Annotated in this window: 16 protein-coding genes and 1 pseudogene; 7 read left to right on the top strand and 10 right to left on the bottom strand. The window is 72.2% G+C overall.

All coding sequences use genetic code 11. From position 1 onward, the window contains the following. Positions 1-167: 167 nt before the first annotated feature. Positions 168-3,128 (bottom strand): AfsR/SARP family transcriptional regulator, encoded by a 2,961-nt coding sequence (locus tag ACZ51D_RS05670; protein ID WP_465661291.1) that lies wholly within the window; start codon positions 3,126-3,128, stop codon positions 168-170. Positions 3,129-3,342: 214 nt separating this feature from the next. On the opposite strand from ACZ51D_RS05670, the gene ACZ51D_RS05665 reads away from it, so the two are divergent. After that, the gene (locus ACZ51D_RS05665; protein ID WP_465616801.1) at positions 3,343-3,627 is read left to right on the top strand and encodes a hypothetical protein; all 285 of its coding nucleotides are present in this window, start codon (positions 3,343-3,345) and stop codon (positions 3,625-3,627) included. Positions 3,628-3,882: 255 nt separating this feature from the next. Here ACZ51D_RS05665 and ACZ51D_RS05660 read toward each other — a convergent pair whose 3' ends face one another. After that, positions 3,883-4,083, bottom strand: coding sequence for a hypothetical protein (locus tag ACZ51D_RS05660; RefSeq protein WP_360506536.1), 201 nt, complete (start codon positions 4,081-4,083; stop codon positions 3,883-3,885). Positions 4,084-4,220: 137 nt separating this feature from the next. Here ACZ51D_RS05660 and ACZ51D_RS05655 point away from each other — a divergent pair, with 137 nt between their 5' ends. Continuing rightward, on the top strand, positions 4,221-4,979 hold the full coding sequence (locus ACZ51D_RS05655) for a GntR family transcriptional regulator (protein WP_465661289.1): 759 nt from the start codon (positions 4,221-4,223) through the stop codon (positions 4,977-4,979). A 25-nt stretch (positions 4,980-5,004) separates the two neighbouring features. Here the strand turns inward: ACZ51D_RS05655 and ACZ51D_RS05650 are convergent. Both ACZ51D_RS05650 and ACZ51D_RS05645 read right to left on the bottom strand, forming a co-directional pair. Further along, positions 5,005-5,070, bottom strand: a pseudogene (locus ACZ51D_RS05650) (Txe/YoeB family addiction module toxin); the annotation flags it as partial. Between the two features lie 99 nt (positions 5,071-5,169). Next, a complete protein-coding gene (locus ACZ51D_RS05645; protein ID WP_360506547.1) occupies positions 5,170-6,837 on the bottom strand; it encodes a fumarate hydratase in 1,668 nt (555 codons plus the stop codon). Between the two features lie 332 nt (positions 6,838-7,169). Here ACZ51D_RS05645 and ACZ51D_RS05640 point away from each other — a divergent pair, with 332 nt between their 5' ends. Then, on the top strand, positions 7,170-7,781 hold the full coding sequence (locus ACZ51D_RS05640; RefSeq protein ID WP_360506550.1) for a DUF1707 SHOCT-like domain-containing protein: 612 nt from the start codon (positions 7,170-7,172) through the stop codon (positions 7,779-7,781). A gap of 320 nt (positions 7,782-8,101) precedes the next feature. Further along, positions 8,102-8,479, top strand: coding sequence for a WhiB family transcriptional regulator (locus tag ACZ51D_RS05635; RefSeq protein WP_360506580.1), 378 nt, complete (start codon positions 8,102-8,104; stop codon positions 8,477-8,479). A 148-nt stretch (positions 8,480-8,627) separates the two neighbouring features. On the opposite strand, the gene glpX is transcribed toward ACZ51D_RS05635, so the two are convergent. Beyond that, positions 8,628-9,668, bottom strand: coding sequence for a class II fructose-bisphosphatase (glpX, locus tag ACZ51D_RS05630; protein WP_360506553.1), 1,041 nt, complete (start codon positions 9,666-9,668; stop codon positions 8,628-8,630). A 214-nt stretch (positions 9,669-9,882) separates the two neighbouring features. On the opposite strand from glpX, the gene ACZ51D_RS05625 reads away from it, so the two are divergent. Continuing rightward, positions 9,883-10,419, top strand: coding sequence for a DUF4245 domain-containing protein (locus tag ACZ51D_RS05625; RefSeq protein WP_360506556.1), 537 nt, complete (start codon positions 9,883-9,885; stop codon positions 10,417-10,419). Between the two features lie 71 nt (positions 10,420-10,490). On the opposite strand, the gene ACZ51D_RS05620 is transcribed toward ACZ51D_RS05625, so the two are convergent. From ACZ51D_RS05620 to ACZ51D_RS05605, 4 genes are all read right to left on the bottom strand, one after another. Then, positions 10,491-11,093 carry a malonic semialdehyde reductase gene (locus tag ACZ51D_RS05620; RefSeq protein WP_465661288.1) on the bottom strand — a complete coding sequence of 201 codons (603 nt, stop codon included), beginning with the start codon at positions 11,091-11,093 and terminating at the stop codon, positions 10,491-10,493. Between the two features lie 129 nt (positions 11,094-11,222). Beyond that, positions 11,223-11,489: an exodeoxyribonuclease VII small subunit gene (locus ACZ51D_RS05615; protein ID WP_465661287.1), complete on the bottom strand. Its 267-nt coding sequence runs from the start codon at positions 11,487-11,489 to the stop codon at positions 11,223-11,225. Between the two features lie 32 nt (positions 11,490-11,521). Further along, positions 11,522-12,751 carry an exodeoxyribonuclease VII large subunit gene (gene xseA, locus ACZ51D_RS05610; protein WP_465616807.1) on the bottom strand — a complete coding sequence of 410 codons (1,230 nt, stop codon included), beginning with the start codon at positions 12,749-12,751 and terminating at the stop codon, positions 11,522-11,524. Between the two features lie 10 nt (positions 12,752-12,761). Then, positions 12,762-14,117 (bottom strand): APC family permease, encoded by a 1,356-nt coding sequence (locus ACZ51D_RS05605; RefSeq protein ID WP_465616809.1) that lies wholly within the window; start codon positions 14,115-14,117, stop codon positions 12,762-12,764. Between the two features lie 109 nt (positions 14,118-14,226). On the opposite strand from ACZ51D_RS05605, the gene ACZ51D_RS05600 reads away from it, so the two are divergent. Both ACZ51D_RS05600 and ppgK read left to right on the top strand, forming a co-directional pair. Beyond that, complete coding sequence (locus ACZ51D_RS05600; protein ID WP_360506570.1) at positions 14,227-15,201, top strand: 4-hydroxy-3-methylbut-2-enyl diphosphate reductase; 975 nt, start codon at positions 14,227-14,229, stop codon at positions 15,199-15,201. 175 nt (positions 15,202-15,376) lie between these two features. Continuing rightward, positions 15,377-16,123 carry a polyphosphate--glucose phosphotransferase gene (gene ppgK / locus ACZ51D_RS05595; protein WP_465616811.1) on the top strand — a complete coding sequence of 249 codons (747 nt, stop codon included), beginning with the start codon at positions 15,377-15,379 and terminating at the stop codon, positions 16,121-16,123. A 29-nt stretch (positions 16,124-16,152) separates the two neighbouring features. Here the strand turns inward: ppgK and ACZ51D_RS05590 are convergent, their stop codons facing one another. After that, on the bottom strand, positions 16,153-16,767 hold the full coding sequence (locus tag ACZ51D_RS05590) for a DUF6542 domain-containing protein (protein WP_360499747.1): 615 nt from the start codon (positions 16,765-16,767) through the stop codon (positions 16,153-16,155). Positions 16,768-16,851 lie beyond the last annotated feature (84 nt).

Below are 16,851 nucleotides of genomic sequence, written 5' to 3'. Positions count from 1 at the left end.
TTTCTCCGGACCGCAGGCCGACAATCGGGCGTTTATCGAACGTCAATCGGTCCGGCGCACACTGGAGTCCAGCGCCGGGGAAGCGTTGAGGGCGCTCCCGCAGCCGGGGGGCTGCGGGAGCGCCGACGCGCGGAACGGGGGAGGTTCTCCGTGGGGGAACGGAGGCCTTACGGCGCGGGGGGAGAGAAGGGCTCGGTGTGCTGTCGGGCGATGAGGTCCGCCACGGGGGAGGCCTCGGGCACACCGAGCCGCGTGAAGATCACATGTGCCTCCTGGAGGCACGCGAGCCCGCGCGCGGGTTGGGCCAGGGCCAGCAACGCCTCGCCCAGCGCGGCGTTGGCCAGGCCCTGGCAGAAGGCGGAGTCCATCGCCTGCCCGATCGCGAGCGATTCGCCGGCCGCCTCGGCGGCCTCGGTGTGCTGCGCGGAGGCGAGCAGGGCCGAGGCGAGCCGGGCCAGCGCGTAGCCCTCCCAGAGGGGATTGCGCTGGGACTGGTAGAGCCGGTGGGCCTCGCGCAGGTGGGGGATGGCTTCGGCGGTGGAGAGCACCACGCCGAGCTGGTAGAGGGTCTGGGCGAGCAGCGGGCCGTTCTTCGACGCCCGAGCGGCGGCGACACCGTCGCCGGCGGACTTGATCGCCGTCTCGGTCATGCCGAGCCGGTGCTGCACCCGGGCCATGTTGCTGACGATCCGCGCTTCGGCCTTCGGTGCGCCGACGGCCTGGCTGGTGGCCCGGGCCTGCTCCAGGAAGGGCAGTGCCTCGGCCGGGCGGTTGCCCACGCTCAGGATCACGCCCAGCATGTTGGCCGTGGCCAGGAGTAGGACGGTCGGCTCGTTCGGCGCCTGGTGGTCCAGGCTCCGGCGGAAGGACTGCTCGGAGCCCTGGAAATCACTGGTGACGGACTGCAGGGTGCCCAGGGCGAAGTACACCCGGGCGATGCCGGCCGAGTCGCCACGGTGCTGCGCGTCCTCGCCGATGGCCTCCAGGACCCGGACCGCGCGCGGTCCACGGGTCGGGTCCGGGTCGATGCTGAACAGGTAGTTCAACAGGTCGACGGCGGCACGCTGCAGGGCACCGGGACCGCTCGCGGCGGCCTCGACGGCGCTGAGCAGTAGGGCCCCTTCGGTGCCGAGCCAGTCCTGGGCGGCTTGACTCGTCGGCAGGTCGAGTCCCGGCGAGGAGGGGGCGGTCAGCAGTTCGGGCAGTGCGTCGTCAGGCTCGATGACCAGGGCCGCGTTGCGTACGGTCGGGATCAGCAGGTCGAGCAGCCGCAGCACCGCCCGCTCCTGCTCCCCTGCGTCCCCGATCCGTTCGTTCTGCCGCTGCGCGTAGAGCCGGAGCAGGTCGTGGTAGCGGTAGCGGCCGGGGGTGAAGCACTCCAGCATGTTCGCCTCGACCAGCGCCTCGGCGAGGTCCTCGGCGGTGTACTCGTCCACGCCGAGCAACGCCGCGGCGGCCGCCAGCGGGATGTCGGGGGAGTCGATCAGGGCGAGGAGCCGAAAGGCGCGGGCCTCGTCCACGGACAGCTGTCCGTAGCCGAGGCCGATGGTGGTCTCCACGGCGAGGTTGCCGAGCTGGAGTTCGTCCAACCGGCGTCGCTGGTCGGCTAACCGACTGGCCAGGTCGGAGACGCTCCAGCGCGGGCGGCTGGCCAGCCGGGCGGCGGCGATGCGGACGGCCAGCGGCAGGAAGCCGCAGGCGGTGACCACCTTCATGGCGGCTTCCGGCTCGGCGGCGACCCGTTGCTCGCCGACGATGGCCGAGAACAGCGCCAACGCCTCGGCCGGGGTCAGCTCCTCGACGTCGAACAGCTGCGCGCCGGGGATGCCGGCCAGCCGGGACCGGCTGGTGGCGAGCACGGCGCAGCCGGAGACGCCGGGGATGAGGGGCTGGATCTGTTCGGCGTCGCGCGCGTTGTCGAGCAGGATGAGCATCCGCCGGTTGGCGAGCAGCGAGCGGTACAGGGCGGCGCGCTGTTCGAGCGAGTCCGGGTTCTCGGTGACGCCGAGCGCGTGCAGGAAGTCGCCCAGGACGACCACCGGGTCGGCCGGGGAGGCACCGGCTCCGCGCAGGTCGACGTACAGCTGACCGTCCGGGAACTCGGCGCGGACGCGGTGGGCGACGTGCACCGCCAGCGTGGTCTTCCCGACACCGCCGATACCGGCCAGCGAGGTGACCACCACGGCCTGGCCGGTGGCGCTCATCAGGACTGTCGAGAGGTCGCCCACCAGCTCCGAACGTCCGCTGAAGTCCGAGACGTCGGCCGGGAGTTGGGCCGGTGCCGGGGGTGCGGCCGGGCCGTCCTCGCGGGCGGCGATGGCAGCCGCGGCCGGGAGGGCGAGCGCCGGGTCGGCGGCGAGGATGCGATTGTGCATCGCGGACAGGCCGGTGCCGGGTTCGACTCCGAGCTCCTCGATCAGGAGCTTGCGGGTGTCGGTGTAGACGCCGAGCGCCTCGGCCTGACGTCCGCAGCGGTACAGGGCCAGCATCAGCAGCTCGCGCAGGCGTTCGCGCAGCGGGTACTCGGCCGTCAGGCTGTTGAGCTCGCCGACGATCTCGGCGTGCAGGCCGACGTCGAGGGCAGCGGCGCACAGCTCCTCGGCGGCGGCCACCTGGCGCTCGGCGAGCCGCAGCCGTTGGGCGTCGGCGTAGGGGCCGGGGATGCCGGTGAGCGGACGGCCGCTGAACAGGTCCAGTGCCTGGACCAGCAGCCGGTGCGCCTCGTGCTGGTCGCCGGCGGTCCGGGCGGCCGCGGCCTCGGCGGAGAGCCGTTCGAAGACCGCCAGGTCGAGGGACTCGCCCGGGATGCGCAGCGCGTAGCCGTCGGCGACCGAGACCAGCAGCTCGGCGGGTCGGCGCACCTCGCGCCGGGGCTCGATGACGGAGCGCAGGCGGGAGACGTAGGTGCGGAGCGCGGCCACCGCCTGGGTGGGGGGCCGCTCGCCCCAGAGCGCGTCGACCAGGCCCTGTGTGGTGACCGGGCGTCCGGAGTGCAGCAGAAGGGTGGTCAGAACGGCCTGTTGCTGGGGGGAGCCGAGGGAGAGGGGCTTGCCGTCGAGCCAGGCCTGGACCGGACCGAGGACTTGGAAGCGCAGCGCAGAGGTCTGCGGCGTCTCCCGAAACTCCATGAAGTCCCCCGATGGCCTGTGGTGTCGATTCCGTGAAAGGGCGCTCGGCGGTCCGCCGCGGTGCTTCAGCTTAGGCGGAGGCCCGACTCTGCCGGACGGCGGCGCAAGCCACACGATGTTTATCGGACATTTAATCAACCCTACGATACTGTCCGCGCGCCCGCGCCACGGAGGTCGGGCTGATCACATTTGATGACGGAAAGGTGGCCGCCCCATGGCCAACGACCAGAGCGAGACCCCGGCGGCGTCGGCGCCCGAGACCGCGGCGAAGACCGAGGCCCCGGCTGCCGCTGTGGAAGCGGGCAAGGCTGTCGAGGGCGCGGTGGCTGCGGTCTCGAACCCCACCGAGTACACCGGGCCGACCGACGCGCAGAAGGCCGACTTCGAGAACGGCGCGTTCGGTGACGAGGCCGAGTACGTGGTGGAGCCCACCGCATCGGACACTGGCGCGCCGGGCAAGAAGCGTGTTCCGGAGAACGTCGTCGGCGGCCACCCGTAAGCCGTTCCGGCCGAGTGCCCCCGTGCCCCCGTCCGGGCGCGGGGGCGCTGTCGGTTATGTGCACGCCAGTTCGTGTGCTGGTGCGCCGGTGGCGGATTCCCGCCCCCGGTACACACATGGTGACCGGCGTTATCCGTAACGTGCCCGGCGGCGTGCGCGGGGCGTTCCGGAATTCCGGATTCACCGGGGGGATAGCAGGGTCCGGAATGTAGCCGTTCGCACGGATTTCGCCGGAATTACCGAGGCCGAACTCATTCAGGCGGAATCGCGGGGTCCGGGAACGGGCGAGACGTGGTTCGGTTCGGCGGTCCATTCGCGGCCGCCGCCCTCGGGGCGCAGGTAGTGCTCGCCGCCGATGGTGTCCATGTAGATGCCGGTGCGTCCGGTCCTCCGGTCGAGGACGAGTTCACCCGCGTTCGGTCGGTAGGCCGAGGCGTTGCGCTGTCGGATGCTCACCGCTGTGCTCCTCGCTCCGGAAGGCGACTGGCCGACATCTCTAGAGAAGCTAATATCTCTAGAGATGTCAACGGTCGTATCTCCTTACTAGCGGCCGCGGGCGCGCCTACGATTTGTCCGAGGCAGAGGGAGCGGTGATGACCGGCAGCAGAGGCGACAAGCAGCCCAAGTACCAGCGGATCGCCGAAGCGCTGAAGGCGGCCATCGACACCGGCCTCTACCGCGCCGGCGACCGCCTGCCCGGCGAGAACGACCTCATGGACGAGTACGGCGTGGCCCGGATGACCGCCCGCCAGGCGCTGGGCGTGCTGCAGAGCGAGGGCATCGCCGAGGCGCGCCGCGGCGCCGGGGTGTTCGTCCGGGACTTCCGGCCGCTGCGCCGGCGCGGCATCCAGCGGCTGGCGCAGGGGCAGTGGGGGTCCGGCCGGTCGATATGGTCGGCGGACATCGACAACCGGTCCCTGGTGGTCGACCAGGTGTCCGTTGCCGAGCAGGGCGCGCTCGAACACGTGGCCCGGGTGCTCGGGGTGGACCCGGGCGCCCCTATGTGCGTACGGCACCGCCGCTTCGTCCTGGACGGCAAGCCGGTGCTGCTCTCCACCTCCTACCTGCCCGCCGTCCTGGTCGCCGGCACCCCCATCACCCGCGAGGACACCGGCCCGGGCGGCACCTACGCCCGGCTGGCCGAGATCGGCGCCAAGCCCGTGCACTTCCGCGAGGAGGTCCGCTCCCGGATGCCCAGCGGGGAGGAGGCCACCCGCCTGGAACTGTCCGCCGGCACCCCGGTGATCCTGATCTGCCGCACCGCCTTCGCCGACGAGGGCCAGGTCGTCGAACTCAACGAGATGATCCTGGACGCCGCCTCCTACGTCCTGGAATACGACTTCGACGCCTGAGCGGCGCCGGACCGGTCGGTGCCTGTCACCCGTAGTGGTAGCGAGCCTTGAGGATCTTCACTTCCTTCTCGTCGGCGCGGTACACCAGCCTGTGCGCGAGTTGTCAGTACCGGGTGCCACGCGACAGCCACACGAAAACCGCCCCGGTCGCGGTGGGTGCGACCGGGGCGGTGGGTGGAACCGGGTGTGGCTACTCCTTGGAGCGGACGCGGAGGTTGGTGATCAGCGGGCCCTCGGTGGTCTCGCGGAAGAAGTCGTTGCCCTTGTCGTCCACCACGATGAACGCGGGGAAGTCCTCGACCTCGATGCGCCAGACGGCCTCCATGCCGAGCTCGGCGTACTCCAGCACCTCGACCTTCTTGATGCAGTCCTGGGCGAGGCGGGCCGCGGGGCCGCCGATGGAGCCGAGGTAGAAGCCGCCGTGCTGGGCGCAGGCGTCGGTGACCTGCTTGCTGCGGTTGCCCTTGGCGAGCATGACCATGGAGCCGCCGGCCGCCTGGAACTGGTCGACGTAGGAGTCCATCCGGCCGGCCGTGGTCGGGCCGAAGGAGCCGGAGGCGTAGCCCTCGGGGGTCTTGGCCGGGCCCGCGTAGTAGACCGGGTGGTCCTGCAGGTACTTGGGCATGCCCTCGCCGGCGTCCAGGCGCTCCTTGATCTTGGCGTGGGCGATGTCGCGGGCGACGACCAGGGTGCCGGTGAGCGAGAGGCGGGTCTTCACCGGGTACTTGGAGAGCTCGGCGCGGATCGCGGACATCGGCTGGTCGAGGTCGACGCGCACCACGTCGTCGTCGAGGTGCTCGTCGGTGGTGTCCGGCAGGTACTTCGCCGGGTCGGTCTCCAGCTGCTCCAGGAAGACGCCCTCGGCGGTGATCTTGCCCAGCGCCTGGCGGTCGGCGGAGCAGGAGACGGCCATGGCGACCGGCAGCGAGGCGCCGTGGCGGGGCAGGCGCACCACGCGCACGTCGTGGCAGAAGTACTTGCCGCCGAACTGGGCGCCGATGCCGATCTTCTGGGTCAGCTCGGTGACCTTCTGCTCCAGCTCCAGGTCGCGGAAGCCGTGGCCGGTCTTGGCGTCGCCGGAGGTCGGCAGGTTGTCGAGGTAGTGCGCCGAGGCGTACTTGGCGGTCTTCAGCGCGAACTCGGCGCTGGTGCCGCCGATCACGATGGCCAGGTGGTACGGCGGGCAGGCCGCGGTGCCGAGGGAGCGGATCTTCTGCTCCAGGAACGAGAGCATGCTCGCCTCGTTCAGGATGGCCTTGGTCTCCTGGTACAGGTACGACTTGTTGGCGGAGCCGCCGCCCTTGGCCATGAAGAGGAACTTGTACGCGTCGCCGTCGGTGGCGTACAGCTCGATCTGGGCCGGCAGGTTGTTGCCGGTGTTCTTCTCGTCCCACATGGTCACCGGGGCCATCTGGGAGTAGCGCAGGTTGAGCTTGGTGTACGCGTCGTACACGCCGCGCGCGATGGCGGACTCGTCGCTGCCCGGGGTGAGCACGTTCTGGCCGCGCTTGCCCATGACGATCGCGGTGCCGGTGTCCTGGCACATCGGGAGGATGCCGCCGGCCGAGATGTTGACGTTCTTCAGCAGGTCGAGCGCGACGAAGCGGTCGTTGGGGCTGGCCTCCGGGTCGTCCAGGATGCGGCGCAGCTGGGCGAGGTGGGCCGGGCGCAGGTAGTGCGAGATGTCGTGCATCGCCTCGGCCGTGAGCAGCCGCAGGGCCTCGGGCTCGACCTGGAGGAAGGTGCGACCGCCCGCCTCGAAGGTGGAGACACCTTCGGAGGTGAGCTTGCGGTACGGGGTCGGGTCAGCGCCCAGGGGGAGCAGGTCGCTGTACTCGAAGTCTGGCGTGGGAGCCATCGGGGCGGTCCTTAGCTATCCAGTGATCCGGCTGCGTCGGCGAAGCACCATCCAGGGTAGGACCCGGTCGGAGTCGGCATGCGGACAGGTCAGCCTTGCGTGACCGGGCTCACTCGGGCTGGAGTGCGAGCGACTAGGCTGGGCCCGTGGACAACTCGCCGTCGCACGACGATCCGGGGCAGCCGGTGCCGGCGCCCGTACCGATGACCAAGTCCGAACTCGAGCCGGAGCCCAAGCGGGGGTCCGCGCCTGAAAGCAAGCCTGAACTCAAGCCTGACGCAAGGCCCGAGGCCACGCCGCAGCCGTCGCACGCGCCGGTGGCGGAGGCGGAGATGCGTGTCTCGGACGCCGACCGCGAGCGGATCGCGGAAGTGCTGCGGGACGCCTACGCCGAGGGCCGCCTGGACGCGGACGAGCACGCGGAGCGCATCGAGGCCGCGTACGGTGCCAAGACCTTCGGCGACCTGATGCCGCTGACCCGGGACCTGTCGCCCCGCCCGCTGTCCTTCGAGAAGCAGCCGCTGGGTGCGGCGGCCGCGACGCCCCAGCCGCCCGCGCGGCAGGAGTCGCCGGCGGTGGTGGCGATCTTCGGCGGTGCGTCCCGCAAGGGCCGCTGGCGGGTGGGTTCGCACCTGAAGGCCTTCGCCGCGTTCGGCGGGGTGGAGATCGACCTGAGCGACGCCGTCTTCGAGTCCCCCGAGGTGGAGATCGTGGTCATGGCGATGTTCGGCGGGGTCGACGTCCGGGTGCCGGAGAACGTCAGCCTGCAGGGTGCGGGGGTCGGTCTGTTCGGCGGTTTCGACGTCCGTGAGCAGACCGCGGCGGACCCGTACGCTCCGGTTGTCCGGGTCAAGGGCCTTGCGCTGTTCGGTGGTTGCACCGCCAAGCCGCGCCGGGGCAAGAAGCTCAAAGAGTGGGCGCGCCGCCAACTCGGCACCGACTAGCCCCTGTTGCCCAGCACCGCGCCCGGCCGTGGATCAACTCGCGGTCGGGCGCTCGACGTTGCGGCCAGTGCACTCCGTAGTCGATTGCGTGCAGTGTGCATGAATCGCGGCCGGGCGGGGTAGTTCCTTCCGCACATCGCTTCTTGCACGGCTGCGCACCGGAGGCGGCCGAGCGGCCGTTCCGGGGGGTTGGACAGCGGGGGCTCGCAGCCGGGCAGGGGAGCGAGGGTTCCCCCGTGTCCGAGAGCCTCGTCAGGAGTACGGCCGTGCTGCATCCGATCGAGTCCCGCACCACCTCGCCAGTCGCCGCCGCGCAGCTGCTGGAGCGCCGCCCCGACGTCCGCCCGCAGCCGCAGCCCCCGGGCGGCCCGGCGGGTGCCCCCGCGGGTGAGGACAATCCCTGGCACACCGGTGCGGCGTGCCGACGGGACGAGGCGGGGCTGTTCTTCGCGCCGTCCAAGGAGCCGACGGCGGCCCGGTTGTCCCGTGAGGAGCAGGCCAAGCAGGTCTGTGCCCGCTGCCCGGTGCTGCTGGAGTGCCGCGAGCACGCGCTGGCCCAGCCGGAGCCGTACGGCGTCTGGGGCGGGCTGACGGCCGCCGAGCGGCGGGTGGTGCTGGCCCGGCGCCGCCGCCGGGACGCGGAGCTGATCGAGACGGGCCGGGTGACGGCGTCCGCGGGGCGCCGGATAGCCGGGTGACGGATGGCGGGGTGACGGCGGGTCGAAGACCCCGGGACCGGGCACCGGGGGCCCGGCGGCCCGGGGCCGGACGTGCCGCGGCCCCGGCGGAAGGGGATTCCGCCGGGGCCGCTGCCTGCTGTCCGCAGGATGCGCCGTTCGCCGGGCGTCAGTTGGCGCGGTCGAAGTCGATCGCGCTGTAGGCCCGCAGCTTCGAGAGCTTGTGGGTGGAGTGGATCTCGCGGATCGTGCCGCTCTTGGAGCGCATCACCAGCGAGCTGGTGGTGGCGGTCTCCGAGCGGTAGTGCACACCGCGCAGCAGCTCGCCGTCGGTGATGCCGGTGGCGACGAAGAACACGTTCTCGCCGCTGACCAGGTCGTCGGTGGTGAGCACGCGGTCCAGGTCGTGGCCGGCGTCCAGGGCCTTCTGCCGCTCGGCGTCGTCCTTGGGCCACAGCCGGCCCTGGATCACGCCGCCCATGCACTTCATCGCGCAGGCCGCGATGATGCCCTCCGGGGTGCCGCCGATGCCCATCAGCAGGTCGACGCCGGTGCCCTCGCGGGCGGCCATGATGGCCCCGGCCACGTCGCCGTCGGAGATGAACTTGATCCGGGCGCCCGCCTCGCGGATCTCCCGGACCAGGCCGTCGTGGCGCGGGCGGTCGAGTACGACGACGGTGACGTCCTCGACGGCGCTGCCCTTGGCCTTGGCGACCCGGCGGATGTTCACCGCCGCCGGGGCGGTGATGTCGACGAACTCGGCGGCCTCCGGGCCGGCCACCAGCTTGTCCATGTAGAACACGGCGCTGGGGTCGAACATGGTGCCGCGGTCGGCCACCGCCAGCACGGCCACGGCGTTGTTCATGCCCTTGGCGGTGAGGGTGGTGCCGTCCACCGGGTCCACGGCGACGTCGCACTCGGCGCCGGTGCCGTCGCCGACCCGCTCGCCGTTGTAGAGCATCGGGGCTTCGTCCTTCTCGCCCTCGCCGATGACGACGACGCCGTTCATCGAGACGGTCGAGACGAGGGTGCGCATGGCCTTGACGGCCGCGCCGTCCGCGCCGTTCTTGTCGCCACGGCCGACCCACCGGCCGGCGGCCATGGCGGCCGCCTCGGTGACCCGGACGAGCTCGAGCGCGAGGTTCCGGTCCGGAGCCTCGGGCGCGACCTCCAGGGCGCTGGGAAGGTGGTGCGGGTACTGCGCGGTCATCGTCGTTACCTCTCTGTACGCGACGGCCAGTAAGCGCCCGACTACTGCCTGGTCGAACGCCGTGGTGAGGGTCCTGCGATCGTATCTGCCCACGAGATGACTGTCTGTGGCGCGGGTCGCGCTGCCGGGGCGAAAGCTCCGGTTCGTCCTGGTTCACCCGTACGTGGGCACCCCGGGTGGCCGCACCGGAATGTGGATGAGTCACCATGTGGGGGTGGCTGCAGACAGCAAGGGCATGAGGGGCCGCCAGACCGTACGGGACATGGTCCTGTCGATGCTGGCGGTCGGTTTCGTCGTCTGGATCGGGTACCTGTTCCTCCCGCACGACGCCAACGGCGACGGGGTGCACGTGGTCGAGTACAAGGTGGCCGCGGCCACCGCCAAGCGCGCCGCTCCCTACCCGCTGCTCTCCCCGGACGGGCTGTCCGACAAGTGGCGGGCCACCTCGGTCAGCTACCGGCCGGCGGACCAGAACAACGGCAAGGGCAACGCCTGGCACCTGGGCTTCGTGACGCCCTCCGGCCAGTACGCGGCGGTCGAGCAGAGCGACGCGCCGCGCGACTCGCTGGTCGCCGACAAGGTCGCCGGCGGCAAGGCGGACGGCACCTCCGACGTGGCCGGCCGCACCTGGGACCGGGTCCAGGGCGAGAAGGCCCGCGCGCTGACCGCGCAGACCGGCTCCGGGACCACCCTGCTCACCGGCACCGCCTCCTACGAGGAACTGGCCGAGCTGGCGCAGGCGCTCAAGTAGCGCCGGCCCGCAGGAACGCCGAAGGGCCCCGCACCGGACGAACCGGTGCGGGGCCCTCGCGCATCGGCGCGTCAGACCGTGGTGACGACCTGGTCGTACTCCAGGCGCGGCGCACGCGGGAACCAGGCCTCGTCGCCCGGCTTGCCGATGTTGACCACGGCCAGCACCGAGTGCTCGCCGTCGGTGAAGAACTCCTTGTTGATGCCCTCGGCGTCGAAGCCGGTCATCGGGCCGGCGGCCAGGCCGGCGGCGCGCACGCCGATGATGAAGTAGGCGGCCTGCAGGGCGCCGTTCAGGCGGGCGGACTGCTCGCGGACCGGGCGCTCGGCGAAGAACACGTCCTTGGCCTGCGGGAAGTGCGGGAGCTGGGTCGGCAGCTCCTCGTGGAACTCGTTGTCCGCGGCCAGGACGGCGACCAGCGGGGCGGTCGAGGTCTTGGCCTTGTTGCCGTCGGCCATGTGCCGGACGAGGCGCTCGCGGCCCTCGGCCGAGCGGACCAGGACGACGCGCAGCGGCTGCCCGTTGAAGGCGGTCGGACCGTACTTGACCAGGTCGTGGATGGCCTGGACCTGCTCCTCGGAGACCGGCTCGTCGGTGAAGGTGTTCGCGGTGCGGGCGTCGCGGAACAGCAGGTCCTGAGCGGCGGCGTCGAGTACCAGGGCGTCGGTGGTCATGCTTCTGCACCTCATGCGGGAGGGGGTTCGTCGGGGTGACCGGCTGCGGCCGATCACTCCATCCAACATAGGTGAATATTCAACGATTCCCCAAGTGGATGTGACTCGCGTCACTCCCGGCGGTCCTCCTCACCGGTCGCCCGGGGCCCCGTCCTCCTCGGCGGCCAGCGCGGCGTCCAGCCGGGCGCGGGCGCCGTCCAGCCACCGCTGGCACACCTTGGCCAGCTGCTCGCCGCGCTCCCACAGGGCCAGCGACTCCTCCAGCGGCGTCCCGCCGTTCTCCAGCTGCCGGACGACCTCCAGCAGCGCGTCCCGGGCGTGCTCGTAGCCCAGCGCGTCGTCCGGGTTCGGCGCCGCCGCGTCCTGCTGCTCCTGCTGTCCCTGCTGCTCTGCCATGCGTGCCAGCGTAGGCGGTGGGACGGACAGCGCTACCCTTCCTCGGCCCCGGCGGCCTCGGCCGCAACGACGTTCAAACCGCCGCCCGCCACCCGGGCGTGCAGCCCCTCACCGGGCGCGACCTGCGCCGGGTCGGTCACCACCGCGCCGTCCGCCCGCTGGAGCACCGCGTAGCCGCGCTCCAGGGTGGCCGCCGGGGAGAGCGCGACCACCCGGGCGAGGGTGTGCCCGAGGTCGCTCTGGGCGTGGTCCAGCCGGTGCCGCAGGGTGCGTCGGGCCCGCTCCAGCAGGCCCTCCACCTCCTGGCCGCGCCCGTCCAGCATTCGGTGCGGGGCGGCCAGCGACGGGCGGCTGCGCAGCCCGTCCAGCCCGTGCTGCTCGCGTTCGACCCGGGCCAGCACGTGCCGCCGGGCGCGGTCGCGCAGCTGGCGGACCTTGGCCAGCTCCTCGCCGACGTCCGGAACCACCCGTTTGGCGGCATCGGTCGGGGTGGAGGCGCGCAGGTCGGCGACGAAGTCCAGCAGCGGCTGGTCCGGCTCGTGCCCGATCGCGCTGACCACCGGTGTCCGGGCGGCCGCGACCAGCCGCACCAGCCCCTCGTCCGAGAACGGCAGCAGGTCCTCCACGCTGCCGCCGCCGCGGGCCACGATGATCACGTCGACCTCGGGGTGCTCGTCCAGCTCCCGCACCGCCGCGCTCACCCGCTCCACCGCGCTGACCCCCTGCACCGGGACGTTGCGGACCTCGAAGCGGACGGCCGGCCAGCGCCGCCGGGCGTTCTCCAGCACGTCCCGCTCGGCCGCCGAGCCGCGCCCGGTGACCAGCCCGACGCACTGCGGCAGGAACGGCAGCGGCTTCTTGCGCTCGGCCGCGAACAGCCCCTCCCCGGCGAGCCGCCGCTTCAGCTGCTCCAGCCGGGCCAGCAGCTCGCCCAGCCCGACCGGCCGGATCTCCGAGGCGCGCAGCGACAGCTGCCCGCGCGCCGCGTACCACTCCGGCTTGGCGTGCACGACGACCCGGGCGCCCTCCTGCACGACGTCCGCGACCTGGTCGAACACCGAGCGGAAGCAGGTCACGGTGAGTGACACGTCTGCCTGCGGGTCGCGCAGGGTGAGGAACACCACGCCCGCCCCGGGCCGGCGGCTGAGCTGGGTGATCTGCCCCTCCACCCACACCGCGCCGAGCCGGTCGATCCAGCCGCCGATCAGCGCGGAGACCTTGCCGACCGGGAGCGGGGTTTCGGGGGAGCTGGTGTTGGCCATGCGTACGAGGCTAGCGGCGTCCGCCGACAGGTCCCGGGGAACCCTGGACGCCCAGCACCACCAGGCCGGCCGCCAGCCAGATCAGTCCGACGAGCTGCGCGGTGGTCGAGGCTTCGTAGACCACCGCGCCGATCACCGCGATCCCGAGCAGCGGGACGACCAGGTGGCGCAGCCGGTCCCGCGAGCCGTGCCGCACCGTGTACCAGCCGATCACCGAGGCGTGCAGCAGCGCGAAGGCGGTCAGCGCGCCCATGTTCACCACGGAGGTCAGCTGGTCCAGCCCGTCGTCCCGGTTCGCCGCCCAGACCGCCGCCGCCATGGTGATCACGGCGGCCGCCAGCAGTGCCCGGCGCGGCACCGCGCTGGTCGGGTCGACCGAGCCGAGGACGCGCGGCAGCCGTCCCTCCCGGGCCATCGCGAAGACCAGCCGCCCGGCCGCGGCCTGCCCGGCCAGGGCCGCGAAGGCCGCGCCGATCGCCTTGCTGCTCGCCACCAGCACGTGCAGCCAGTGCCCGATGCCGCTCTCCACGGTGTCGTAGAAGGCCGAGCCCTGCGCCGCCGGGTCGGCGGCCAGCTGCTGGGGGCCCATCGGCTCCAGCACCGCCGCCAGGTAGGTCTGCGCGACGAACAGCACCCCGGCCAGTGCCAGGCACCAGAGCACCGCGCGGGCCACTGCCGCCGAGGCGCCGACCGCCTCCTCGACGAAGGTCGCGATCGCGTCGAAGCCCAGGTAGGAGAGCACCGCGACGGACACCGCCGAGATCACGGCCGTCAGCGAGAAGCCGCCGACGGCTGTGAACGGGGTGTCCCAGCCGCGCCGGGCGCCGTCCTGGACCAGTGCCACCACGGCCGCCGCCATGAACACCAGCAGCACCACGATCTCCATCGCGAGCACCGCGAAGCCGACCACCGCCGCCGTCCGCACCCCGACCAGGTTGAGCGCGGTGGTCACCACGACCGCGATCGCCGTCCACAGCCAGCGCGAGACGCCCGGCACCAGCGAGTGCAGCGCGATCCCGGAGAACAGGTAGGCCACCGCCGGGATCAGCAGGTAGTCGAGCATCGCCATCCACCCGGCGATGAACCCCGGCCCCTCGCCCAGCCCGGCCCGCGCGTAGGCGAACACCGAGCCGGTCTGCGGCACCGCGCGCACCATCTGGGCGTACGAGAAGGCGGTGAAGCCCATCGCCACCGTCGCGGCCAGGTAGACCGTGGCGACGGCCCCGTGGCTCTTGGCGTCCAGCACGCCGAACACGCCGACCGGGGCCATCGGGGCGATGAACAGCAGTCCGTAGACCATCAGATCGCGGACGCCCAGGCTGCGGCGCAGACCGCTTGGCGTCGCCTGATCGCTCACAGAGCTCATAAACACCACATTTGATCACTTATGAGCGGGTCGGTATGGAAAATGCCCGCCGTCGGCGCGGCTCGCGGCCGCGGCAGGCGCCGCCCGCGGCCGCCCGTACGATGGAGCCATGTCCAACACCGCGCAGCGCCGTGTCCTGCTCGCCGCCCCCCGGGGCTACTGCGCGGGTGTCGACCGCGCCGTGATCGCCGTGGAGAAGGCCCTGGAGCAGTACGGGGCGCCCATCTACGTCCGCAAGCAGATCGTCCACAACAAGTACGTGGTGCAGACCCTGGAGAAGAAGGGCGCGATCTTCGTCGACGAGACGGAGGAGGTGCCCGAGGGCTCGATCGTGGTCTTCTCGGCGCACGGCGTCGCCCCGTCCGTCCACGACGAGGCGCGGGCCGGCAAGCTCGCCACCGTCGACGCCACCTGCCCGCTGGTCACCAAGGTGCACAAGGAGGCCGTGCGCTTCGCCGACGAGGGCTTCGACATCCTGCTGGTGGGCCACGAGGGCCACGAGGAGGTCATCGGCACCATGGGCGAGGCCCCGGACCGGATCCACCTGGTGGACGGCGCCGAGGACGTCGCCAACGTGCAGGTCCGGGACGAGTCCCGGGTCGTCTGGCTGTCCCAGACCACCCTGTCGGTGGACGAGACCATGGCCACCGTCGGCGAGCTGAAGAAGCGCTTCCCGGCACTGGTCAGCCCGCCCAGCGACGACATCTGCTACGCGACCCAGAACCGCCAGGTCGCGGTCAAGCAGATGGCCCCCGAGACCGACCTGCTGATCGTGGTCGGCTCCAAGAACTCCTCCAACTCGGTCCGCCTGGTCGAGGTCGGCCTGGAGTACGGCGCCAAGGCCGCCCACCTGGTGGACTTCGCCGAGGAGATCCGGGAGGAGTGGCTGGAGGGCGTCGGCACCGTCGGCCTGACCAGCGGCGCCTCGGTCCCGGAGATCCTGGTCGAGGGCGTGCTCGAGTACCTGGCCGCGCGCGGTTACGACACGGTGGAGACGGTCAAGACCGCCGAGGAGCACCTGATCTTCTCGCTGCCCAAGGAACTGCGCCGTGACCTGCGCGCCGAGGCGGCCGGCAAGCTCTGACCACTCCGGAAGGGCCGGTACCCCCGCGCGGGGGTACCGGCCCTTCCGTCGTGTGGCCTTGCGTCGTGTGGCTTCCTGTCGTGTGGTTCTGCTGTGCGGGCGCGGGTGCCCTCTCGTAGTTTTGTTCACAGGCTGTGGACAAGCGGGTCCGCGGCCACGGCGGAGGGCGGACGTGATGACGGCGGTATTCGGCGTGGACATCGGCGGCTCGGGCATCAAGGGCGCACCGGTCGACCTCGCCCGGGGTGTGCTCGCCGCGGAGCGGCACAAGGTGCTCACCCCGCAGCCGTCCGCCCCCGAGGCCGTGGTCGCCGCCGTGTGCGAGGTGGTCCGCGCCTTCGACCACCGGGGCCCGGTCGGGCTGACCTTCCCCGGCGTGGTGGTCGGCGGCCGGACCAGGACCGCGGCCAATGTGGACAAGGGCTGGATCGGCGTGGACGCCGAGGGACTGTTCCGCGAGGCGCTGGACCTGCCGACCACCGTCCTCAACGACGCGGACGCGGCCGGGCTCGCCGAGCTGACGCACGGCGCGGGCCGGGAGCAGCCGGGGGTCGTCCTGGTCCTCACCTTCGGCACCGGCATCGGCAGCGCGCTCTTCGTGGACGGCGCGCTGGTGCCCAACACCGAGCTGGGCCACCTGGAACTGCGCGGCAAGGACGCCGAGCGCCGGGCCTCCTCGGCCGCCAAGGAGCGGCACGGGCTGGACTGGGAGCAGTGGGCCGGGCGGGTCGACGAGTACCTGGACCTGGTGGAGATGCTGTTCTCGCCGCAGCTGATCGTGATCGGCGGCGGGGTGAGCCGCAAGCACGAGAAGTTCCTGCCGCTACTGAGGGACCGCGAGGCGCGGGTGGTGCCGGCCGAGCTGCGCAACGACGCGGGCATCGTCGGCGCCGCCATGGCGGCCGCCCGGGCGGCGGGCTGAGGCCCGCTCCCGGTGCTCCCCGCCGTGACTCAGCGGGAGCGGTGGATCCGGCGCTGGGCGACGAAGCGGGCGAGCACGATCAGCGCGGCGAGCCCGGTGCCGGAGAAGAGCCAGCCGGCCCGCAGGGCGAGCCCGGTCGCCAGCGAGACCACCTGGGCGGTGACGCCCGAGGAGCCGACCGGCGCGAGCAGCAGCAGCGCCAGGGCGAAGGCGATCGGCCCGCTGATCGGCGCGGCCAGCAGGTCGACGTAGCGGACCCGGACGGCCAGCTGGAAGCAGACCACCAGGTAGCCGAGGCCGAACAGCCAGTTCAGGTCGTCGAAGAGCAGCCGGTCCAGGCCCGCCACCGCGAGCGTGGCCAGGACGGCGACCACGCCGGCGCCGATGGCCGTCAGTCGGGTCGGCCGACCGGTCCGGCGCCGCCCGTACAGCTGCTCGTCGCCGCGCCCGCGCAGCGGCAGGCGCAGCCGCGGGGCGGCCGGGCGGGCGGGTCCGGCCGAGCCGGCCACCGGGCGCAGGCGGGAGGCGGGGGCGGACCCGGCGGTCTCGGGAGCCCGGCCTGGACCGGGGACGGCGGCTGCGGCCGCGCCGTTCGGCGGACGGCGTCTGGGCCCTGGCGGCTGGGTTCGAATGCTCTGCTCCACCTGCCCAACGTACGGTCCGATCATCGCCACACTGTGTAATGGACCGTTCAGGGCTTGTCCCGTGTCTCCGGGTGGCGTAGTCAT

This window comes from Kitasatospora sp. NPDC033851 (assembly GCF_055576085.1).
Note: the sequence above shows the minus strand (reverse complement) of the source record. Positions and strands in the feature narration are given on the sequence as shown.